The following is a 20,095-nucleotide window of genomic DNA, read 5'->3' on the forward strand; positions in this document are numbered from 1 at the left end:
GTATGGAACTGGTCAACTATACAGAAATTTGGGTAAGACAAGTCCTGGATGAGATGCTGGCTAAGAGAAGGGATATTTGCACATGCGAGCAGTGCCGCCTGGATATGCTGGCTATGGCCTTGAACAGGCTGAAGCCCAACTACGTGGTAAGCCAGCATGGCAGTGTCTACACCAAGATCAAAATGCTGGAACAGCAGCAGAATACGGATGTCATCGCGGAAGTCGTTAAAGCCATGGAACAGGTAAGTAAAAATCCCCGTCATTTAGCATAAACAAACATTCTAGGAGTTGTCATCATGCTTTTTAGGACCAGGGAATATATAGGCCTTAGTGTAGGAACGGAAGAAATGATATTAGTCCATGTGAAACAGGGTAGAAAAAAAGAGTTGGGACTGGGGAAAGTTATATCTCTGCCTGTACCTGAGGGTGCTTATGCCGATGGGGTCATTGCAGACCGCAAGTCTTTAGTTCATATCCTGGCCCCCCTGGTTAAGGAAAACCGTCTCAAGGGTGTACGGGCCAGTATCGCCGTGAATTCCCGCCAGGCCGTTATTCGTTCTGTCAGGCTGCCCCTTATGCCTGAAAAAGAATTAAAGCAAGCCCTGGAATGGGAAGCCAGGAGGTACATTGCCCTGGCCAACAACCAGTTCACCATGGATTACCTGAAGCTGGGTGTCATTGATGTGGAAGGAGCTATCTACCAGGACCTTCTCATTGTGGCTGTCAAAGAGAATGTCTTAAATGAGTTATGTCTTTTATTAAAAGAAGCTGGACTTAAGATACTGGCCATAGACGTGGAGCCTATGGCTTACTTGTATTTGCGGAGTTTTGCCGCTGCCAGGGGTGTTTGGCCTGCCCTGGAAGACACCTGGGCCAGCGTAGAGTTAAGCGCCGAGAAAACCACGGTAGCTTTTTATCAAAGAGATACCTTGCAGTTTGTCCATACCATTCCTCTTGCTTATAACAACGACCCTTATCTGATGGGAGATATTTTCCGGGAAGTGCAGCGTTCCTTTGATTATTACCATCTTAATCTTAAACGCCCGCAAACCAGCAATGTCTACCTGTGGGGAAAAGGGGCAGGACAAGCCCTGGCTTCTTTCCAGGGGGGGCTAACCTATCCCGTCACCTATTTGCCCATTTCCTCACTAACAGAAGTTTTAAATTATTCCGGTGAAATTGATGATTCTGCCACTTTGGCGTTAGGCATGGCCTTGCGGGAGGTGGTACTTTGATCCAAAAACCCAACCTCCTGCCGCCGGCTTTTCAGCCTAAACCCCTGGTACATATACCAAGGCTCTTGATGACCATTGCCGGGGTTGCGCTTTTTTTCTGGTTAGGATTTATATACGCCCAGTTCCAGTGGGAAATTAAAGAACTGGAAAACCAGACCCAGAATCTTACCCAGTCCCTGGGACAGTTAACCCAGTTAAGGGAACGGGTGAGGGAACTGGAAAACCTGCAAAATGAGATTACTCGATTACGGGGATTATCCGGTATGGTCAAACAGGATGAAATAGACTGGTCCAAGATACTGGCCGATATAGCCAGGGTCATTCCTCCCGGTGTCAAGTTCAGTGAGGTAAGCCTTAAAGAAGACGACCGATTAGTGATTAAGGGTGAGAGTACCAGTCGGATTCTGGTAGCCCAGTATGCTTTTGTCTTGCGGGAGCTTACCTGGTTTAGCAGTATAGAAGTAATTAAAGTGAATAGAAATGATAAAGGCGTTATAACCTTTGAGTTAACGGCTGCCTTGCCAAAGGAAGGGGGTAAACCGGATGGGCAAAAGCCTCCTGCAAAAGAATCCACGCCTTAAAATTCTCCTGCCTTTGCTTTTGGTTTGTACAGTATGGGTTTTATATGTGTACGTCTTAACACCCCAGCTGGCTTACCGGGAAAACTTGAAGAACAGGTTAGCCGCTTTAGATAAAGAGTTAACCCATATTTATAAATTCACCGGTGCTATTACAACCGAAGAAAGAGACCGGATGGTCCAGGAATTAAGGACTATTCGGCAGAGCCTGGGGGTAGGTTTAAGTTCCCAGGAAATTATCATATTATTGGAAGATAAAAGTAAGCTAGCCCAAGTGGATATTCAAAACATTACTTTTGAGCCTGTGGTGACCAAAGAAAATCTAGAACAGCGCAGTATGAAGGTCACCTTTGCCGGTTCGTACCAGGCTATCCTGGCCCTACTAAAGAGCCTGGAGGAATATCCATCTTTTGCGGGCATGTCCGGTTTAACTATCCAGCCTGCAAAAGACAGTAAAGAGCTGACAGCCGAAATGAAGCTGACTTTCATGGCTATTCCCGAGAATTATGCCAAAAAAGATGTAAGTTCCCTGCCGGTGAGGGATAATCCCTTTAAATAAATGGAAAAGTATAGCTTGAGAGTAATCTTTGAGTTAGTACGAAAATAACCCTATCAAATAATCAATATGCTTGTAAGGCAAAAAAGACAATAACGAACTAGCAGATGCAAGTTCATGCATCTGACGGATTAATCCTTCTGGAGGATATAACTGTTAGACAGCTTACTGGACTTCTCTCACCTCCAGACCGAGTTTTTTAGCTTCGGCAATAATTCTTTTTACACGGAATTTTTCCTGTTTTTGTTTAGCTTTTTCAAAGGATGTCTCGTCGTAGTCAACATCTTTCTTCAATAAGTTGTAAATGATCACGAGGAGCTTTCTGGCTAATGCAATGAGAGCTTTCTTGGCCCCGCGGCGTTGTTTTATCTTCCAGTACCAAGACGATAAATAGCTATCGCGTATTCGGGTGATGCACCAGGCAATTTCGCAAAGGATTCGTTTTAGATAGGTGTTGCCATGGGTGGTACGGGTGGACTTTTTTTTCCTGCACTTTCATTATTACCAGGACTTAAGCCCGCCCAGGAACAGATATGTTCCGCGGTTTTGAATCGGCTCATATCAATGCCGATTTCCGCCAAGATTGCAGCAGCGGCGGTTTTGTCAATCCCCGGGATGCCGTCCAGTTGCTCCAGTTGTCTTTGATATTGCTTGAGTTTTTCCTCAAGCTTTTGCTCTACCTGGTGAAGATGCTCGTAGTGCTGATCCAGCCACCCTAGCAAAAGCTTGAGGAACTCCCTTTGGTGAACATCCATTTTACCATTGACAGCCTGTTTGATCTCATGGAGCTTGCTCTTAGCGCGCCCCTTTACAAATGTTTCTACTTCGCGGGCAGATATCTTCCCGTAGCAGCAAAGGTGATCTATAATTGCTCGGCCTGATACGCCGAATATATCGGTGAGAAATGTTGACAGCTTAAAGCCGCAGCTTTGTAAGTGCTTTTCAATCCGATTTTTCTGGGAAGTAATTTCCTCGACGATGCTTTTACGGTACCGGGTCAGATTACGGAGTTCCCGGATAGGTTTCGAGGGGATAAAACTTCCTTCTAACAATCCGGCACGCAAGAGAGTGGCTATCCATTCAGCGTCCTTCATGTCGGTCTTTTTGCCAGGAACATTCTTCATGTGCCGGGCGTTGGTAACAATCAAAACCATACTGCCGTCAAAGGCTTCTTCCAGTACGTTATATACAGGCTGCCAATAAACACCAGTACTTTCCATAGCCACATTCCGGCAGTTTTCCTCTTCCAGCCAGGCTTTTAGTTCATCAAGTCCAGCAAGAAGGGTGGAAAAAGTGCGGATGGTTTTAACTGGTTCCCCGTCAACATTGCCTTTTAATAAGCAGGCGACAACAGTTTCCTTGTGGACATCAAGACCACAACAAATTTCCAGAATGTCTTGCATACGACTCACTCCTGCTCCAATGGATTTCAGGGATGATTGCCCGAGAAAATATGGAGTTTAGTACCCGTGCTGTTCCCAAGTCCTTAAAAACAAGGGGCGACAATTGGCCGTGCTCAAAGGCAATCAGGTTAGGTTTTTAGTCGAGGTTATACCATCAAAATACAATCAACCTTTGTCCCTGATAATTCCAATGTAGCAGAAAATTAGACCATTGTAATCACTTCTACATATTTTCATAATTGGTTGTGCCTTCTAGGCATGGGTGGTTTTTAGGTTTTCGAGGTGTGAGATGATGGATAAAAAAGATATAGCCCGGATTTTAGAGCGGGCCATGGGTCATGGGGCAGATTTTGCCGAGCTTTTTTGGGAACATAAAGTGACTACCGGTATCAGTTGTGAAGATAACCGTATCGAGAGGATTAATTCCGGGATAGATGAAGGTGTGGGCATCAGGGTGATAGCCGGGGATAAGACTTCCTATGCCTACACCAACGATTTGAGTCTGCAGCGGCTTTTAGAGGTGGCGGAAGTGGCCGGCAAAGCGGCCCAGAAAACAAAATCGAGTTTTCAGGCCTTGAATTTTACCACCCCGGTTTCTAAACTGGAATTTACCGTGGAAAAATTACCGGATACCGTGGACATAAAGAGCAAGGCGGCTAAGGTGATGGAAGCCAATAATGCTGCCCGTGCTGTGGATCCCCGGATTCGTCAGGTTTCTGTAAGTTATGGAGATGTGATCCAAAAGGTCACCATCGCCAATACGAATGATATCTTTGTCGAGGATACCCGGGTGAGGACCCGTCTATCCGTCAATGCCGTGGCTGCCGAAGGTGAAGTCATCCAGACCGGGTTCCAGTCTGTGGGGGGAATCATGGGTTTTGAACTGTTGGAAGAAAATGACCCGGCCAGCCTCGGGGAGAAGGCTGCCCAACGGGCAGTGTTGATGCTCTCGGCCCAACCCGCTCCTACGGGAAAAATGCCCGTAGTCATGGCGGGACAGGCAGGAGGGACCATGGTACACGAGGCTTGCGGCCACGGTTTGGAAGCTGATCTTGTCCAGAAAAAGCTTTCTGTTTATGCAGGTAAAAAAGGTGAACAGGTAGCTTCACCCCTGGTCACGGTTATCGATGACGGCACCCTTCCCAAGAAGTTTGGTTCCTTGCGTTATGATGACGAAGGACACCCCACGGAGAAAACAGTTCTCATTAACAAGGGTATACTGGAAGAGTATATGTATGATTACCAGACAGCCAGGGAAGAGGGACGGGAATCCACAGGCAACGGTCGCCGGGAATCTTACAAGGACAGGCCTATTCCCCGGATGCGCAATACCTATATCGCTTCTGGCAAGGAAGATCCGGAACAAATGATCAAGGAATTAAAATATGGGCTCCTGGTCACTGCCATGGGCGGCGGACAGGTGAATACAACCAACGGGGATTATGTCTTTGACGTAGCCGAAGGATACCTGGTCAAAGACGGAGAAATCCTTCATCCCGTAAGGGGGGCAACCCTTACCGGCAACGGCCCCGAAACTCTGCAGCTGGTGGAAAGGGTGGGGAAAGACCTGGGCTTTACCATTGGCGTATGCGGCAAAGAAGGGCAAGGGGCGCCCGTCTCCGATGCTCAGCCTACCATGAGCATTAAAGAATTGATTATTGGCGGAACCGGCGGTCCCGGCAATGGACAGGTGAAGATCAGAAGAGTATAGGGGAGCCTTTAGCCTTTATTATGAAACTGAGCGGGAGGTTCATGGGGTTATGACTGAGACAAAATATCTTTCTTTAGCCCAGCAGGTTTTGGAAAAGAGTAAAGACAAGGGGATTTCTCTCGCCGAAGTATTTCTGGTGAATTCGGAGGAGCTTACCATTCAGGTAGCCCGGCAGAAGGTAGAGAATCTGAAACTGGCCCAGGAGTCGGGCCTGGGTTTGCGGGTAATTGTGGACAACCGTTTGGGTTATGCTTTTACTTCCGATTTGTCGGTAGAGGCTTTGAACAAAGTGGTGGAAATGGCTCTCCATAACTCCCGGGAATCTGTCAGCGATACTAACTGGGAACTGCCGGCGCCGCCTTCGGCCTATCATGAAATGGCTTTATACGATGAGCGTATTTTCGAGACCCCGGTAGAGGAAAAAATTCGTTTTGCGCAGGAAATCGAGCAGGCAGCCCGTGCCTTTGACCCCCGGGTCAAAATAACGGAAAGGACAGCATACCAAGACTCCCGCTATCAGATCTGTATCTTTAATTCCCTTGGCCTACAGGCCGCATACCGCGGATCCTACTGCGGCGGTTATGCTGTGGTGGTGGGACAGGAGAATGACGATAACCAAACGGGATTTGCCATGGAGTATGCGCTGCGTTATCAGGAGTTAGACCCTATAAAAATTGGCAGGGAAGCCGGGCAAAAAGCCATTCGCATGCTGGGAGCGAAAACCATCCCTTCAGCCCGTATGCCCGTGGTTATGGATCCCTATATCGTAACGAATTTTTTGGGTGTTTTACAAAATGTTTTTAGCGGCGAAGCCGTCTTAAAAGGCAAATCTTTTCTTAAAGGAAAAGAAGGACAGCAAGTAGCCAATCCTCTTGTGACCATTATAGATGACGGCACTATGCCGGGGAGGCTGGGGTCATCGCCTTTTGACGGCGAAGGTATACCCACTTCTGCCACGCCTTTGATCGAAGAAGGGAAACTCATGGGTTTCCTGCATAATAGTTACACGGCCAAAAAGTTTGGGCTGAAATCTACGGGCAATGCCGTGCGCGGGTCCTACAAAGGGACACCTGAAGTAGGTATCACCAATTTATATTTAAAACCGGGTCCTGTCTCCCCAGAGGACATTATCAAAGATATCCAGAAGGGGTTATATATTACCGATGTCATGGGAATGCATACGGCCAATCCTATTTCGGGAGATTTTTCCCTGGGGGCCTCGGGCTTACTTATAGAAAATGGCGAAATGACCCGGCCCGTCCGGGGGGTAGCCATGGCCGGCAATTTAAAAGATTTGCTTCTGGATATCGACATGGTAGGCAATGACCTGACCTTCTACGTGGCCAAGGGCGCCCCTACCATCAGGATAAAATCCATGAGCATCAGCGGTACTTAAAGAAAAGACTAGGAAAATCAATGGGTTTATGGTAAAATGCTTGAGGAAAATTACGGAATTAGCGGGTGGACAAGATGGCCAAGATTTGTGTAATTCAAGGACCCAATATGAATCTCTTAGGACAGAGAGAACAATCTTTTTATGGTCAGGAAACCCTGGAACAGCTCCACGCAAGGCTCATCCAAAAAGGCCGGACTTTAAACCTGGAGATTACCTGTTTTCAGTCTAACCATGAAGGAGAGATTGTAGAGTTTATTCATAAAGCCCGAGGAATCTATAATTATATTATTATTAACGCCGCTGCCTATACCCATACCAGTGTGGCCATTCGTGATGCCATTTTGGGCGTTAAGATTCCTGTTATTGAGGTACATATCAGCAATATTTATGCCAGGGAGTCCTTCCGGCATAAATCCTTGCTGGCTGACATTGTCCAGGGACAGATCTGTGGTTTGGGTACCCTGGGTTATGAGCTGGCTTTGGAGGCGGCAGCTTATTATTTGAAACAAGGGGGAACAATGCTTGAATAAACTCTCCCAATTAAAAAATACACTTCAGGCAGAAGGCCTGGATGCTCTTTTGATCGCAAAACCTACCAACAGGAGATATTTAAGCGGTTTTACGGGGACCAGTGGCATGCTCCTCATTACTCCGGAGGCCAATCTTCTGCTTACAGACTTCCGCTATAAAGACCAGGCGGCCCAGCAGGCTCCTGAGTTTCAAATAGTGATACATAGCTTTCCCCTGGTTAAAACTCTCCAGGAGTTAGTGACTAAATATGAAGTTAAAAAGTTAGGCCTGGAGAAAGAATTTATCACCATTGCTGTCTACCAGGAGCTCCACGAGAATCTTCCCGGAGTTGATCTGGTGCCGGTTAAGGACTTCTGTGCAGAGCTGCGGTATATTAAAACACCGGAAGAAATCACGTATATGAAGAAAGCCGTGGAAATTGCCGACAAGGCCTTTTTACATATTATGGATTTTATTCGGGTAGGTTTGTCGGAAAAAGAAATCGCCCTGGAACTGGAGTTTTTTATGCGCCGTTTGGGCTCGGAAAAGAATGCCTTCGATATTATTGCGGCCTCGGGTGTTCGTTCGTCCTTACCCCACGGAATAGCCACCAATAAGACCATTGCCCCGGGGGAACTGGTAACCCTTGATTTTGGCGCAGTATACAACGGCTGTCATTCCGATATGACCAGGACAGTGGTGATGGGTGAACCCGATGCACGGCAAAGAGAGATCTATGACCTGGTTTTAAGAGCCCAGGAGGAAGTATATAAAGTCATCAGGCCTGGTATGAAAGCCAGGGAAGCCGATGCGGTGGCCCGGGACATCATCAGCAAAGCGGGATATGGAGAGAATTTCGGTCATGGACTGGGGCACGGTGTAGGCCTGGAGATTCATGAAGGACCCAGATTAGCCCCCAGTGATGAGACTATCCTGGAGCCGGGAATGGTTGTCTCTGTTGAACCCGGTATTTATCTGTCCGGGTGGGGCGGTGTAAGAATTGAAGATTTGGTGGTCATAACCCCTGACGGTTGTGAAATCTTAACTAAATCCCCTAAAAATATTTTTCTGATGAAAAAGTAATGTATATGTAGGAGGGAAAATATGATTTCAACATCAGACTTTCGCACTGGCTTAACTTTTGAACTGGAAGGAGATGTAGTGCAGCTCCTGGAGTTCCAGCACGTTAAACCGGGAAAAGGTGCAGCTTTTGTACGCTGTAAACTCAAAAACATTAAAACCGGGTCTGTGGTAGAGAAAACTTTCCGCCCAGGCGAAAAATTTGAAAAAGCCCACATTGAACGTAAAGAAATGCAGTACCTCTACAAAGAAGGAGACAACTGGGTATTTATGGACACAGAGACATATGAACAGATCTCCTTGCCGGAAAGTGTTCTGGAAGATGCCCCCAAGTACTTAAAAGAAAATATGAATACAGGAATCCTTTTTTATCAAGGCCAGGTCATTGGCATGGACCTGCCCAAGCAAGTGGAATTAAAGGTGGTAGCCACGGAACCCGGCATCAAGGGAGATACGGCTTCCGGCGGCGGTAAGCCAGCCACCGTGGAAACGGGCCTGGTTGTACAGGTTCCTTTCTTTGTCAATGAAGGTGATACCCTCATTATTGATACCCGTACAGGGCAATATGTAAGCCGTGCTTAGTTTTAAAGTGGATTTAATGTTTAATTATAGATAAATAAGGTATAATATAGCAGTAATACTCATTAAGGAGGATAAAACTGTGAGTGATTTAAAGGCAAAAATAGCCTATCTCCAGGGCCTGGCGGAAGGTTTAGACCTGGATAAAGGTACTAAAGAAGGGAAAATTATTTCCGCTATTATCGATGTCCTGGAAGAAATGAGTATAGCCGTGGATGAAATGGCTCAATACCAGGAAGAATTGGAAAAATATATTGAGGCAGTTGATGAGGATTTAGGCGATCTGGAAGACGAAGTTTACGGTTATGAAGAAGGCTGCTGCTGCCATGACCACGACGAGGACAACGAAGACGACGAGGAGGAGGGCAGCTTTGTAGAAATTGAGTGCCCCAAATGCCACGACATCGTCCGTTTTGAAGCGGGTATCCTGGCCGATGATGACGTGATTGAGGTCACCTGCCCGAACTGTGATGAAGTCGTCTATGTCAATGACGGAGAAGAACAAAAAGATGAGGAATAGACAGCAAAAGGCTGTCTATTTTTTTTTGCATAAAATCAGGCAGAGGACAATATATTTTATTGTCCAGCAAAGTTAGTTGGTAGTTGTTAGTTGTTGGTTGGTAGATATTTTTACAGTGACCTGTGACCAGTAAATTAACCGGACACCGCACACTGGGCTCCGGTTACCAAAAAATCGGACGTCGGAAAGGGGAATATCGGATATCGGTACACATGGGGGTGGCAGCAGTGTGACGACCATTACTATAAGTAAAGAAAACAAGGTAACGAAAATGATAAGCAGTGAGGTTTTTGAACCCAATACCTGGTTACAAGCATTGCCAAATAATATTCGTCATTTAATGGAGCACAATTTAAAGTTTTACCTCCAAGATATTGAAGAAATACGGATGCGCATTGAGCGCCCCCTGCTTATCCGCATGGGGTTAAAGGAAGTAACCGTTGACCCTGACCGCAAACTTACCAACGATTATGGCCGTGGTTATCTTGTCAGGCGTGAGGATATTGAGCAGGGCATGGAAATCTTAAGCCAGAGTTCTCTATATGCCTGGGAAGACGAGTTAAAGAACGGCTATCTGACCATACCGGGGGGGCACCGGGTGGGGATCGTAGGTAAAGGTGTTTTGGACAAGGGAAGAATCAAAACCCTAAAAGAAATTTCCGGCTTAAATTATCGTATTGGGCGTGAGGTTCCAGGCTGTGCTGACAAGCTTCTGCCCTCTTTAATCAACGAGGGCCGCATTTACAACACCCTGATAATATCGCCGCCCCAGTGCGGCAAGACTACCTTGCTGAGAGATGTGGTACGCCAGTTAAGTGACGGTATCCCCCGTATGCATTTTTCGGGGGTCAATGTAGGCCTGGTGGATGAACGATCAGAAATTGCCGGTATGTACCAGGGACAACCTCAGTTTCTCATTGGTTTACGCACTGACGTCTTGGATGCCTGCCCCAAAGCCCAGGGGATGATGATGTTGATTCGCTCCATGTCGCCGCGGGTGGTGGCCACCGATGAAATTGGCAGGGAAGAGGATATAGAAGCCCTTTACCAGGCCCTGCAGGCGGGAGTAAATGTGATTACCACCGTCCATGGCCATAGTCTCAAGGAACTCCAGGAAAGGCCTGTGTTAAAAGAGCTTTTACGGTGGGGATATTTTGAGCGTTTGGTTTTCCTGAGCCGCCGCCGGGGAGTGGGAACCATTGAAGCGGTGTGGGACGGAAAAACACTGGAAAGGATGAGCAGCTAATGGTGAAATTCATCGGTGCTCTGTGTATCATCAGTGGCTGCGGCTACCTGGGGCTGAATATTGCCCGGATGTATAAAAAAAGAGTGGAACTGTTACGGATGTTACAGAGTGGATTGAATTTACTGGAAACGGAAATCAATTACACTTCTACACCACTGCCCCTGGCTTTAAAGAGAGTAGCCGATAAATTACACAGCGAAAGCAGGATACTGTTTGAACATGCGGCCAGGCTGTTAACAAATAAAAAAGGTGTTACCGCAGGTGAGGCCTGGCGGGAGGGAGTCAAGGCCCTGGTCAAGGAGATACCCCTGACCAACGAAGAAATCAATATCTTAACATTGTTTGGCTATGGACTGGGGATTTCCGCCAAAGAAGACCAGCTAAAAAACCTGGCCCTGGTGAAAGAACAACTCCACATGGCCGAAGTGGCAGCCGTGCAGAGGATGGAAAAATACCAGAGAATGTGGCAGTATTTAGGATTCTGTTTGGGAGCCGTAATTGTTCTTATCTTGATTTAAAAAAGGGGAGTAGCTATGAATATTGAGTTAATTTTTCAGATAGCCGGGATAGGCATCCTTACCTCAATTTTTCATACTGTACTGAAACAGGCGGGTAAAGAGGAATACTCCTTTATTGCTACCCTGGCCGGTGTATCCATCGCCCTGATTATGGTCATTCAGCTCATCGCTGATCTCCTGACCAGGGTAAAAAGTGTCTTCTTTTTGTCGTAGGGGTGTCTTATGGAGATCCTGCAGATAGTGGGCATCGGCTTAATTGGGGCCATATTAGCCGTTTTCGTCAAGGAGCGGAATAAAGAAATAGCCCTCCTTATCAGTATGGCTACGGGGCTCTTAATTTTCCTTTTTGCCGTCAGCAAGGTAAGTGCTGTGATAAAAGTGTTGGAGGAACTGGCATCCCGGGCTAACATTAATATGTTCTACCTGACGACAGTCCTCAAGATAATTGGCATTGCCTATATTGCAGAGTTTGGGGCTCAGGTTTGCAAAGACGCGGGGGAAGGATCAATTGCCACCAAAATAGAGCTGGCAGCAAAAATCTTAGTGATGGTTTTGGCCCTGCCCATTATCGTGGCGATTTTGGAATCTGTTCTCCGGCTCATTCCTTAAGGTGATCAATTATGAGAAGAATATTAATATATCTTATTATTTCCTTGTGTTTGCTGTTTCCTTGCCACCTCAGCGCCGCTTCAGAAAAAAATGAAGTGTTGACACCCCAGTCGGTTATGGAAAAACAGCTGGATACCCTGAACCTCCATGACCTGGAAGAGTTTATTATCCAGGTTGACCAGGAAGTAGGACGTTATATTAAAGACATTTCCTTGGAGCGGATGATTGAAAACTTTAAGAAGGGCCAGTTGGATTTATCTCCCCAGGAAGTATTAAAAAGTATTTTCCAGTACCTTTTCCAGGAGATATTAGGCAACTTAACTCTGCTGGGTAAGCTTTTAATTGTAGCTGTCGTCTGTGTGGTTTTGCAAAATCTCCAGTCGGCCTTTGCTAACGGGACAGTAGCCAAACTGGCTTATTTTGTATGTTATCTGGTAGTAATTACTTTGGCCATCGGTTCCTTTAAAGTGGCGGTCACTACGGGTCTTTCCACTATTGATAAAATGGTTGAGTTTATGCAGGTGTTGTTACCTGTGTTACTGGCTTTGCTTACGGCTATGGGAGGTTTGACCAGTGTGGCTCTCCTCCAGCCCTTTCTGATGGTCTCCCTCAGTGTCATGGCCACTTTTATTCAAACAATCATCTTTCCTATGATTTTTCTGTGTGCTGTTATTTCCATTGCCAATAATATTTCCGACCGTTTTAAAGTTTCCCGCCTGGCCGGATTGCTAAAGCAATTTACCAAAGTGGGGATTGGTCTCGTTCTTACTATCTTTATCGGCATTGTTACTGTAGAAGGTGTAGCGGGCGCCGTGGTTGATGGCGTCTCTTTGCGAACCGCCAAATTTGTCACGGGCGCTTTTGTTCCGGTGGCGGGAAGCATGTTTGCCGATGCTTTGGATGCGGTCATCGGAGGTTCCTTATTATTAAAAAATGCCATAGGTTTAACAGGGGTTCTGGTACTAAGTGTGATTGTCCTGTTTCCTGTTTTGAAAATACTGGCAGTGGCGGTAATCTACAGGTTGGCTGCCGCCCTCTTACAGCCCTTGGGTGACTCCTTAATAGCTGATACCCTGGAAGATATGGCCGGAAGCTTATTTATGGTGTTTGCCGCCGTAACCAGTGTGGCCATTATGTTTTTCCTCACTATAACCATCATCGTTGGGGCGGCCAACTTCACAGTGATGTTAAGGTAGGTGAGTTCCCTGGAGATATTGAAGGAACTTGTGCGTAACGTGGTGATCATCGTTCTGTTGACAACCTTTATCGACCTGATTATGCCCTCCAGCAGCATGCAGCGTTTTGTGAAAGTGGTGATGGGACTCTTCATCCTGGTGACCCTCTTGAATCCTATCTTGAATCTTTTTACCAAAGGGCAGGACTTTGAAGTCATGACCTGGCAGTTAAAAACCAGCACTTCCACAGCCAACACCGTTTTGGCCCAAAGTGATCAACTGACTGCCACCAATCAATCCCTTTTTTTAGAAAATTACAGCAGGCGTATCGAGGGACAAATGAAGGCTTTGGTAAAACTGGTGAAAGGCATTAAAGAAGTGGAGGTACAGGTAGAACTCAAAGGAGGGAAGCAGTTGGGCGCCTTGGAAGGAATCGAAAGTGTTCTGGTTATGGTAGATACAAAAGCAAGTGGAGAAAAGAGCAGTTCGGTGAAGCCCGTTGAACCGGTACGCATAGGCAGTAAAGAAAGAACAGCGGGAAGTGAAGGAGCCAAAGACGCGCAGGCAACTGTTGACGAGGAACATAAGCGCATGGAAAGGGAAATAAAGAACACTTTGAGCAATTATTTCGGCATAAATCCTAAAATTATTAAAGTTGTTTTTTCATAAGAGCGGAGGTGAAAAAATGAGTGAGTTTTTCAAAACATTAACGAATCCCAGGGGAAAATACGGCTACTGGGGTGTGGGAGTGGTAGTCCTCTTTGGGATTGCTTTACTGGTCATGCCAGGACTCTTCTTAGGTAAGAGTAAACCGCTGTCCCAGGCTCCCAATCTGGTACTGGAGAAGACAGATCCCAAACAGGCCCCTTATCCTCTAAGTACGGTAGAAAGCGCTTTGGCCCAGCAGGTAAGCCAGATCTTGTGCCAGGTGGAAGGGGCCGGCAAGGTAACGGTCTCTGTCAGTCTCACGGCAGGACCCGCCCACGATTATGCCCGTAATACAACGGACAGCAAGTCCACCATTGAGGAAAAAGACACCGGGGGGGGAACCAGAACCACTACGGAAATGAACCAGAAAGCGGAATTAGTGTTTGCCCAGGGGAAGGGAGAACCGGTCATCGTGAAAGAACTGGGTCCCCAGATCAAAGGAATTGTGGTAGTAGCTGAAGGCGCCAAGGATGTGGAAATCCGCTCAAAGCTAAGCCGGGCCGTCCAGTCTATGTTAGACCTGCCTGCCCACCGGGTTATGGTACTTCCTAAGGAAAGTAGGTGAGAAAGAGATGACGACCATATTTATTAGAATGAAGAACCTCATTTTGTTTGGGTTGGTTTTGTTATGTATATCTTTTGTGTGGTTAGGGTACATAGGATTGGATAAGGCCAAAGAAGCATCACTTCTAAAAGATAAAGCACCGATCTCGGAACCTGTTACCGCACCGGCTAACAATACCGAGCCTTCACCCACTGTAACCATTGTGCCTCAAGAAACGAAAAGTTCCAGTGACAGCTTTTTCGGGGAATACAGGATCGAGCGGGACAGGACCCGCAGCGAACAAGTGGAAATCTTAAGAGAGATCGTGAACAACCCCAATTCCTCAGCGCAAATGCGTCAAGAAGCCCAACAGAAGCTGATCAAGATTGCGGATAACCTGGAAAAAGAGTATAAAGTGGAAAATGCTTTAATCGCCAAAGGGTTTAAAGACGCCGTCGTCGTTATACAGCCGGAATCTGTGATGGTGATCATCGCCTCCAATGGCCTTCGCCAGGATGAAATTGCCCGGATTGCGGATATGGTGGTAAAAGTGGTGGGGTGTAAAATGGAGGATGTGGTGATAGTTCCTAAAACCAAATAGATATGAGAGGTGAGATGTTCCCACATCTCATTTCTTACTTCTCAGATATAACCATTGTTTGTGAAGAGACCGGGAATTTGGTATAATATTCAAGGTAGACTGAGGGAGGTGGAGTTGAGATGCAAAAGGACCTGCCGGAAAAAACGACGTTTACTGAGGTCGGTTCGATTAAGATCGCTGATGAAGTAGTGGCCATTATTGCAGGTTTGGCGGCAACGGAAGTCAAAGGTGTGGCAGGTATGAGTGGCGGTATTGTCGGCGGCATTGCAGAACTGGTTGGGAAGAAGAACCCCTCTAAAGGCGTGAAGGTAGAGGTGGGAGAAAAGGAGGCCGCCGTTGATTTATTTGTGATTGTGGAATTTGGGGTGAGAATTCCGGAAGTAGCCCATGAAATACAAAGAAATGTGAAAAAGTCCATCGAAAGCATGACAGGATTAAGCGTGGTTGAGATTAATGTACATGTTCAGGGGGTAGCCTTTCCCCATGAACTACGCGACGAGGAACATCCCCGTGTCAAATGAGAAGTAGGCCCTGCCGGGCCTACTTCCTTAAAGGGTAAACTGCCTGATACTATATGTCCGGTCTTTTGCTAAAAGAGGAGGGTTAGCATGGGTTATAATTGGGATCGCATGTTTATCGGTATCATGTCCCTTGGGTATTTAATGATTTCTGTGGTATTGGTCTTGGCTGCTCTAGGTTGGACAACCCCTGTCACTTACGTAGAAAACTACCTATATCGTACTAATCCCTGGGTGCTTGGGTTAACAGGGGGCTTTGTCTTTATAGCCTCCTTAACCCTGTTTTTAAGCAGTTTTAAAAAGAAACCCGTCATGCAGACAGCCATCCATGAAACTAATCTGGGGCAAATCAAGATTACTTTGCCTGCCCTGGAACATTTAGTTTTAAAAGCGGCTAAGAGTATACACGGGATCAGGGATATCAAACCGTTTATCAATAACACACCCACCGGGCTCTCCATACAACTAAAAATACAAGTGCTGCCTGATGTAAACATACCCAATATTACTGCTGATCTCCAGAAAACCATCAGGGATTATATGCAGAAGACCGCCGGCACTACCGTCCAAGAAGTAAGGGTCCTGGTGAATAAAGTGAGCTGGGAAAATAAGGCCCGGGTAGAATAGGGGGTAGTAAGATGTGGGAAAAAGTATTAACAGAACTGATGCGCTTTCACCGGGGAAAGATTTTTGGTATATTTTTCGGGCTTTTGTTTAGTATACTTGTTATTACCGTAGGCTTTTTACAAACAATTTTTATTGCGTGTTGCATCTATGTAGGGTATATTATCGGTAAACGTGTGGATGACAATGAAAGTCTTAAAGAAGTTATGGAAAGAATTTTCCGGGAGAGATAAAGAAAACTTGGCTTGGGCCAAGCGTAAGCGTAGGCGGAAGCCTTAGTTGCACTTATGCCGTGGTATAAGGGAAACAAAAGGAGGGATAACTTTTTTGAAAAGGCGGCTGGCTAGAGAACTCGCCCTGAAAGCGCTCTTTGCACGGGATATTAGCGGCAACGAGCCTATTACCACTCTGGAACAACTGGTTCTGGAAGAAAATGTTAACGACTCTACCAAGAATTTTGCTTTGTATTTAATCAACGGTGTTGTTGCTCACCTGGCTGAGATCGATAAGATCATCAGGCAGTTTGCCGTGGAGTGGGAATTGGAAAGAATGGCCACTGTGGATAGGAATATTATGCGCTTGGCCCTTTTTGAAATTTTATATTCCGATAATGTTCCGGAAGCTGTAGCCACCAATGAGGCGATAGAGTTAGCCAAAAGCTATGGCAGTGAAGAATCGGCCCGCTTTACCAACGGGATTTTAGGTAATATAATTAAGCATTTACCGGAAATAAAAAAGAAAGTGGCGAAGACAGAAGAATAGGCTATGGATATCTATTTAGGTGTGGATACAAGTTGTTATACCACTTCCCTGGCCATAGTGGATCATGAGGGTAATCTCTTAAGAGACCTGAGAAAATTATTACCCGTACCTAAAGGCCAACAAGGGCTGAGACAATCGGCAGCCCTTTTTCAGCATCTAAAGAACCTCCCTGAATTGACGTACAACTTGTTTGAAAATATTCCTGTCCGGGATATTAAAGCTATCGGTGTAAGCTCCCGGCCCAGGCCCCGCGAAGATTCCTATATGCCCGTTTTTACGGCAGGATTATCTTTTGCGGAAAGCTTTGCCAACCTGCTCAAAGTTCCTTTATTTAAAACCAGTCACCAGGAGGGACATGTGAAAGCCGGTCTCTGGTCCGCGAAAGCAGAGGACTGGGACAGCTTTCTTGTGGTACATCTTTCAGGAGGAACTACGGAATTCCTGGCTGTACAGGCCCAAAGAGAAAATCCCGGGGAATACCTGGTGGAGACTTTGGGTGCATCCTTAGATATTCACGCAGGCCAGCTTATCGACCGGGTAGGTGTGGCTATGGGGCTTCCCTTTCCCGCAGGACCTCATCTGGAAAAATTAGCTGCCCAGTGCGGGGAAAAACATGAGATTATGATACCTTCCTATGTCAAGGGGTATAATGTAAGTTTTTCCGGAGCGGAAACAATGGCCAAAAAAATGCTGCAGAAAAGAGAGACACCAGCCGCTGTAGCGCGTGCAGTGGAACACTGTATAGCCTTATCCTTAGAAAAGATCATACGTTCTGCGCTGAGGGAGTTGAAAACCACCCGCGTCTTACTGGTGGGAGGGGTGGCAGCCAACCAATATATCCGGGAAAGGCTTAAGACACGCTTACAGCACCCGGCTGTGGGGGCAGAACTGTATTTTCCCGAACCCAAATACAGCAGTGATAACGCAGTAGGTGTGAGTCTTATTGCCCGGGACAGGAGCAAAAATTAAGGAGGAATGAGGAGTGTACGAAATCTTGAAAAATGAGGTGCTGGGCAGCAATATCTACCTCTTTGAAGTAAAAGCGGCAAGAATTGCGGCCAAAGCCGAAGCAGGACAATTTGTCATCATCCGGCTCCATGAAACAGCTGAACGAATTCCTTTAACCATAGCCGATTATTCCAGGGAGAAGGGTACAATCACCATTATCTTCCAGGCTGTTGGCGCTTCTACCAGGGAATTGGCCGAATATGAGGCAGGGCAAAAAATTTTAGATCTGGTAGGTCCTTTAGGCGTACCTTCGGAAATTGAAAATTACGGAACAGTGGTATGCATCGGCGGAGGAGTAGGGATAGCTCCCATTTATCCCATTGCCAGGGCCTTAAAGGAAGCCGGGAACAGGGTTATCTCCATCATCGGCGCCCGCTCTAGAGACCTCCTCTTCTGGAAAGAAAAAATGGCCGCAGTCAGTGATGAGCTGCTCATAGCCACCGATGACGGGAGTGAGGGGAGAAAAGGTTTTGTTACCGATGTGTTAAAAGATTTGCTGGAAAAAGAGAAGATAGAGCGGGTATGGGCCATTGGACCCATGGTGATGATGAAAGCCGTGGCCAATACGACCCGGCCCTTTGCCGTAAAGACCATTGTCAGTCTTAATCCCATTATGGTCGACGGCACCGGCATGTGTGGCGCCTGCCGGGTAGCTGTAGGGAAGGAAACAAAATTTGCCTGTGTGGATGGCCCGGAGTTTGACGGGCATGAGGTTGACTTTGATCTTGCCATGAAACGTCTGGCCATTTTTAAAGATGAGGAACAACGAATTTTGGCCAAGGGCCAATGTGGAGGTGGCTGCGGATGTCATTAAGAAAAAGCAGAGTAGAAATGCCGGCCCAGGATCCCAAGGAGAGAGTGAAGAACTTTAAAGAAGTGGCCCTGGGCTATACGTCCGAGATGGCCAGGGAAGAAGCCAGTCGCTGTCTAAATTGTAAAAATCCCTTATGCAAAAAGGGCTGCCCGGTAGAGGTGGATATTCCCGAATTTATCTCAGCTTTAAAAGAAGATGACCCGGCCCGGGCTGCCAAAATTCTTAAGAACAAAAATAATCTTCCGGCGATTTGCGGCCGGGTTTGCCCCCAGGAGAACCAGTGTGAAATGCACTGTATATTAGGGAAAAAAGGAGAACCCGTGGCCATTGGGCGCCTGGAACGTTTTGTCGCTGATTGGGAGCGGGAGCAGGTGAATCTTAAGCCGGAAAAAGTGGAAACTATTAACAAGAAAGTGGCCATTATCGGTTCAGGACCTGCTGGTTTAACAGCGGCCGCCGATTTAGCCAAATTAGGTTACCAGGTAACGATTTTTGAGGCCCTCCATGTGCCAGGGGGGGTATTGATGTATGGGATTCCTGAATTTCGTTTGCCCAAGGAAGTAGTACAGCAAGAAATCAATTATATTAAAAAACTTGGTGTGGATATCCAGGTTAATTTTGTGGTAGGTAAAACAGCAACCATTGCTGACCTTTTAGAGGAAGGTTATGATGCAGTCTTTATCGGTACAGGTGCAGGACTGCCCAACTTCATGAACCTTCCAGGGGAGAATTTGAACGGTATTTATTCAGCCAATGAGTTTCTGACCAGGACCAATCTGATGAAAGCATACCTCTTCCCCCAATATGCTACGCCCATCAAAATTGGTAAAAAAGTGGCAGTCATAGGGGCTGGTAACGTAGCTATGGATGCTGCCCGTACTGCTCTCCGTCTCGGGGCTGAGGAAAGCTACATTGTTTACCGCCGTTCTGCAGAAGAGATGCCTGCCCGGCACGAAGAAGTGGAACATGCCAGGGAGGAAGGGGTCCAGTTCCTCTTCCTGACTAGTCCTGTTGCTTATAAAGGTGATGAAAAAGGGCATGTAAGAGCTATGACTTGCCAGAAGTTTGCCTTAGGTGATCCCGATGAATCGGGCCGCCGTAAACCGGTAGCTATTCCCGGCTCCGAATTTGATATGGAAGTAGATACAGTGGTGGTAGCCATTGGACAGGGACCTAACCCCTTAGTACCCAGGACTACTCCGGGTTTAATTCTCACCAAAAAAGGCAATATCCAGGCTGATGAAGAAACAGGAGCTACTTCCTTACCTAATGTCTTTGCCGGCGGTGATATTGTAACAGGCGCGGCTACCGTTATTTTAGCCATGGGCGCAGGCAAAAAAGCAGCCCGAGCCATTCACCGGTATCTCCAGGGAATTGAAAAGTGAGTACAGTTCGCAGTT

General features: G+C 46.7%; 25 protein-coding genes and 1 pseudogene. 25 read left to right on the top strand and 1 reads right to left on the bottom strand.

Annotated features, from left to right (window positions below; all coding sequences use genetic code 11):
- Positions 1 to 2: 2 nt before the first annotated feature.
- The 4 genes from BR63_RS03815 to BR63_RS03830 are packed head-to-tail and all read left to right on the top strand — an operon-like array spanning position 3 to position 2,372.
- Positions 3 to 272: a late competence development ComFB family protein gene (locus BR63_RS03815; protein WP_034425519.1), complete on the top strand. Its 270-nt coding sequence runs from the start codon at positions 3 to 5 to the stop codon at positions 270 to 272.
- Between the two features lie 24 nt (positions 273 to 296).
- The gene (pilM, locus tag BR63_RS03820) at positions 297 to 1,235 is read left to right on the top strand and encodes a type IV pilus biogenesis protein PilM (protein WP_034425521.1); all 939 of its coding nucleotides are present in this window, start codon (positions 297 to 299) and stop codon (positions 1,233 to 1,235) included.
- On the top strand, positions 1,232 to 1,816 hold the full coding sequence (locus tag BR63_RS03825) for a PilN domain-containing protein (RefSeq protein WP_034425524.1): 585 nt from the start codon (positions 1,232 to 1,234) through the stop codon (positions 1,814 to 1,816). The genes pilM and BR63_RS03825 overlap by 4 nt, the downstream gene beginning before the upstream one ends.
- Positions 1,779 to 2,372, top strand: a complete 594-nt coding sequence (locus BR63_RS03830) for a hypothetical protein (RefSeq protein ID WP_034425526.1) — start codon at positions 1,779 to 1,781, stop codon at positions 2,370 to 2,372. The genes BR63_RS03825 and BR63_RS03830 overlap by 38 nt, the downstream gene beginning before the upstream one ends.
- A gap of 162 nt (positions 2,373 to 2,534) precedes the next feature.
- On the opposite strand, the pseudogene BR63_RS03835 reads toward BR63_RS03830, so the two are convergent.
- Positions 2,535 to 3,772: pseudogene (locus BR63_RS03835) on the bottom strand (IS110 family RNA-guided transposase).
- A 289-nt stretch (positions 3,773 to 4,061) separates the two neighbouring features.
- Here BR63_RS03835 and BR63_RS03840 point away from each other — a divergent pair.
- From BR63_RS03840 to gltA, 21 genes are all read left to right on the top strand, one after another.
- On the top strand, positions 4,062 to 5,483 hold the full coding sequence (locus BR63_RS03840) for a TldD/PmbA family protein (protein ID WP_034421500.1): 1,422 nt from the start codon (positions 4,062 to 4,064) through the stop codon (positions 5,481 to 5,483).
- A 49-nt stretch (positions 5,484 to 5,532) separates the two neighbouring features.
- Entirely contained in the window at positions 5,533 to 6,879 is a 1,347-nt protein-coding gene (locus BR63_RS03845; protein WP_034421498.1) for a TldD/PmbA family protein, read from the top strand.
- A 74-nt stretch (positions 6,880 to 6,953) separates the two neighbouring features.
- A complete protein-coding gene (gene aroQ / locus BR63_RS03850) occupies positions 6,954 to 7,409 on the top strand; it encodes a type II 3-dehydroquinate dehydratase (protein ID WP_034421496.1) in 456 nt (151 codons plus the stop codon).
- Positions 7,402 to 8,472, top strand: a complete 1,071-nt coding sequence (locus BR63_RS03855; RefSeq protein WP_034421495.1) for a M24 family metallopeptidase — start codon at positions 7,402 to 7,404, stop codon at positions 8,470 to 8,472. The genes aroQ and BR63_RS03855 overlap by 8 nt, the downstream gene beginning before the upstream one ends.
- A 21-nt stretch (positions 8,473 to 8,493) precedes the next feature.
- Entirely contained in the window at positions 8,494 to 9,051 is a 558-nt protein-coding gene (gene efp / locus BR63_RS03860) for an elongation factor P (protein ID WP_034421494.1), read from the top strand.
- A 79-nt stretch (positions 9,052 to 9,130) separates the two neighbouring features.
- Positions 9,131 to 9,568, top strand: coding sequence for a CD1247 N-terminal domain-containing protein (locus tag BR63_RS03865; protein ID WP_034421492.1), 438 nt, complete (start codon positions 9,131 to 9,133; stop codon positions 9,566 to 9,568).
- A gap of 229 nt (positions 9,569 to 9,797) precedes the next feature.
- Entirely contained in the window at positions 9,798 to 10,814 is a 1,017-nt protein-coding gene (spoIIIAA, locus tag BR63_RS03870) for a stage III sporulation protein AA (protein ID WP_207724762.1), read from the top strand.
- Positions 10,814 to 11,332 (top strand): stage III sporulation protein SpoIIIAB, encoded by a 519-nt coding sequence (spoIIIAB, locus tag BR63_RS03875; RefSeq protein WP_034421491.1) that lies wholly within the window; start codon positions 10,814 to 10,816, stop codon positions 11,330 to 11,332. Before spoIIIAA ends, spoIIIAB begins: the two co-directional genes overlap by 1 nt.
- 15 nt (positions 11,333 to 11,347) lie before the next feature.
- The gene (gene spoIIIAC / locus BR63_RS03880) at positions 11,348 to 11,545 is read left to right on the top strand and encodes a stage III sporulation protein AC (RefSeq protein WP_034421489.1); all 198 of its coding nucleotides are present in this window, start codon (positions 11,348 to 11,350) and stop codon (positions 11,543 to 11,545) included.
- Positions 11,546 to 11,554: 9 nt separating this feature from the next.
- Positions 11,555 to 11,941, top strand: coding sequence for a stage III sporulation protein AD (gene spoIIIAD, locus BR63_RS03885; protein WP_034421487.1), 387 nt, complete (start codon positions 11,555 to 11,557; stop codon positions 11,939 to 11,941).
- An 11-nt stretch (positions 11,942 to 11,952) separates the two neighbouring features.
- Entirely contained in the window at positions 11,953 to 13,137 is a 1,185-nt protein-coding gene (spoIIIAE, locus tag BR63_RS03890; RefSeq protein ID WP_034421485.1) for a stage III sporulation protein AE, read from the top strand.
- Positions 13,138 to 13,155: 18 nt separating this feature from the next.
- The gene (gene spoIIIAF / locus BR63_RS03895; protein ID WP_161781864.1) at positions 13,156 to 13,785 is read left to right on the top strand and encodes a stage III sporulation protein AF; all 630 of its coding nucleotides are present in this window, start codon (positions 13,156 to 13,158) and stop codon (positions 13,783 to 13,785) included.
- A gap of 16 nt (positions 13,786 to 13,801) precedes the next feature.
- A complete protein-coding gene (locus tag BR63_RS03900) occupies positions 13,802 to 14,389 on the top strand; it encodes a hypothetical protein (protein WP_051965618.1) in 588 nt (195 codons plus the stop codon).
- 7 nt (positions 14,390 to 14,396) lie between these two features.
- Positions 14,397 to 14,969 carry a SpoIIIAH-like family protein gene (locus BR63_RS03905; protein ID WP_051965617.1) on the top strand — a complete coding sequence of 191 codons (573 nt, stop codon included), beginning with the start codon at positions 14,397 to 14,399 and terminating at the stop codon, positions 14,967 to 14,969.
- A 119-nt stretch (positions 14,970 to 15,088) separates the two neighbouring features.
- Entirely contained in the window at positions 15,089 to 15,490 is a 402-nt protein-coding gene (locus BR63_RS03910; RefSeq protein ID WP_034421482.1) for an Asp23/Gls24 family envelope stress response protein, read from the top strand.
- A gap of 87 nt (positions 15,491 to 15,577) precedes the next feature.
- Complete coding sequence (amaP, locus tag BR63_RS03915; RefSeq protein WP_034421481.1) at positions 15,578 to 16,114, top strand: alkaline shock response membrane anchor protein AmaP; 537 nt, start codon at positions 15,578 to 15,580, stop codon at positions 16,112 to 16,114.
- An 11-nt stretch (positions 16,115 to 16,125) separates the two neighbouring features.
- Positions 16,126 to 16,344: a DUF2273 domain-containing protein gene (locus tag BR63_RS03920; protein ID WP_034421479.1), complete on the top strand. Its 219-nt coding sequence runs from the start codon at positions 16,126 to 16,128 to the stop codon at positions 16,342 to 16,344.
- A gap of 94 nt (positions 16,345 to 16,438) precedes the next feature.
- Positions 16,439 to 16,873 carry a transcription antitermination factor NusB gene (nusB, locus tag BR63_RS03925; RefSeq protein ID WP_034421478.1) on the top strand — a complete coding sequence of 145 codons (435 nt, stop codon included), beginning with the start codon at positions 16,439 to 16,441 and terminating at the stop codon, positions 16,871 to 16,873.
- Between the two features lie 3 nt (positions 16,874 to 16,876).
- The gene (locus BR63_RS03930) at positions 16,877 to 17,842 is read left to right on the top strand and encodes a Kae1-like domain-containing protein (RefSeq protein WP_034421476.1); all 966 of its coding nucleotides are present in this window, start codon (positions 16,877 to 16,879) and stop codon (positions 17,840 to 17,842) included.
- A gap of 13 nt (positions 17,843 to 17,855) precedes the next feature.
- Positions 17,856 to 18,695, top strand: a complete 840-nt coding sequence (locus BR63_RS03935) for a sulfide/dihydroorotate dehydrogenase-like FAD/NAD-binding protein (protein ID WP_034421475.1) — start codon at positions 17,856 to 17,858, stop codon at positions 18,693 to 18,695.
- A complete protein-coding gene (gltA, locus tag BR63_RS03940; RefSeq protein ID WP_034421473.1) occupies positions 18,686 to 20,080 on the top strand; it encodes an NADPH-dependent glutamate synthase in 1,395 nt (464 codons plus the stop codon). The genes BR63_RS03935 and gltA overlap by 10 nt, the downstream gene beginning before the upstream one ends.
- Positions 20,081 to 20,095 lie beyond the last annotated feature (15 nt).

It is taken from the genome of Thermanaerosceptrum fracticalcis (genome assembly GCF_000746025.2).
Lineage (GTDB): Bacteria > Bacillota > Peptococcia > DRI-13 > DRI-13 > Thermanaerosceptrum > Thermanaerosceptrum fracticalcis.

Excerpts from the sequence above, each read along its gene's own strand:
- BR63_RS03815 (WP_034425519.1), top strand. The coding sequence starts at position 3 with ATGGAACTGGTCAACTATACAGAAATTTGGGTAAGACAAGTCCTGGAT.
- pilM (WP_034425521.1), top strand. The coding sequence starts at position 297 with ATGCTTTTTAGGACCAGGGAATATATAGGCCTTAGTGTAGGAACGGAA.
- BR63_RS03830 (WP_034425526.1), top strand. The coding sequence starts at position 1,779 with ATGGGCAAAAGCCTCCTGCAAAAGAATCCACGCCTTAAAATTCTCCTG.
- BR63_RS03840 (WP_034421500.1), top strand. The coding sequence starts at position 4,062 with ATGATGGATAAAAAAGATATAGCCCGGATTTTAGAGCGGGCCATGGGT.
- BR63_RS03845 (WP_034421498.1), top strand. The coding sequence starts at position 5,533 with ATGACTGAGACAAAATATCTTTCTTTAGCCCAGCAGGTTTTGGAAAAG.
- aroQ (WP_034421496.1), top strand. The coding sequence starts at position 6,954 with ATGGCCAAGATTTGTGTAATTCAAGGACCCAATATGAATCTCTTAGGA.
- efp (WP_034421494.1), top strand. The coding sequence starts at position 8,494 with ATGATTTCAACATCAGACTTTCGCACTGGCTTAACTTTTGAACTGGAA.
- spoIIIAB (WP_034421491.1), top strand. The coding sequence starts at position 10,814 with ATGGTGAAATTCATCGGTGCTCTGTGTATCATCAGTGGCTGCGGCTAC.
- spoIIIAC (WP_034421489.1), top strand. The coding sequence starts at position 11,348 with ATGAATATTGAGTTAATTTTTCAGATAGCCGGGATAGGCATCCTTACC.
- spoIIIAD (WP_034421487.1), top strand. The coding sequence starts at position 11,555 with ATGGAGATCCTGCAGATAGTGGGCATCGGCTTAATTGGGGCCATATTA.
- spoIIIAE (WP_034421485.1), top strand. The coding sequence starts at position 11,953 with ATGAGAAGAATATTAATATATCTTATTATTTCCTTGTGTTTGCTGTTT.
- BR63_RS03900 (WP_051965618.1), top strand. The coding sequence starts at position 13,802 with ATGAGTGAGTTTTTCAAAACATTAACGAATCCCAGGGGAAAATACGGC.
- BR63_RS03905 (WP_051965617.1), top strand. The coding sequence starts at position 14,397 with ATGACGACCATATTTATTAGAATGAAGAACCTCATTTTGTTTGGGTTG.
- BR63_RS03910 (WP_034421482.1), top strand. The coding sequence starts at position 15,089 with ATGCAAAAGGACCTGCCGGAAAAAACGACGTTTACTGAGGTCGGTTCG.
- amaP (WP_034421481.1), top strand. The coding sequence starts at position 15,578 with ATGGGTTATAATTGGGATCGCATGTTTATCGGTATCATGTCCCTTGGG.
- BR63_RS03920 (WP_034421479.1), top strand. The coding sequence starts at position 16,126 with ATGTGGGAAAAAGTATTAACAGAACTGATGCGCTTTCACCGGGGAAAG.
- BR63_RS03930 (WP_034421476.1), top strand. The coding sequence starts at position 16,877 with ATGGATATCTATTTAGGTGTGGATACAAGTTGTTATACCACTTCCCTG.
- gltA (WP_034421473.1), top strand. The coding sequence starts at position 18,686 with ATGTCATTAAGAAAAAGCAGAGTAGAAATGCCGGCCCAGGATCCCAAG.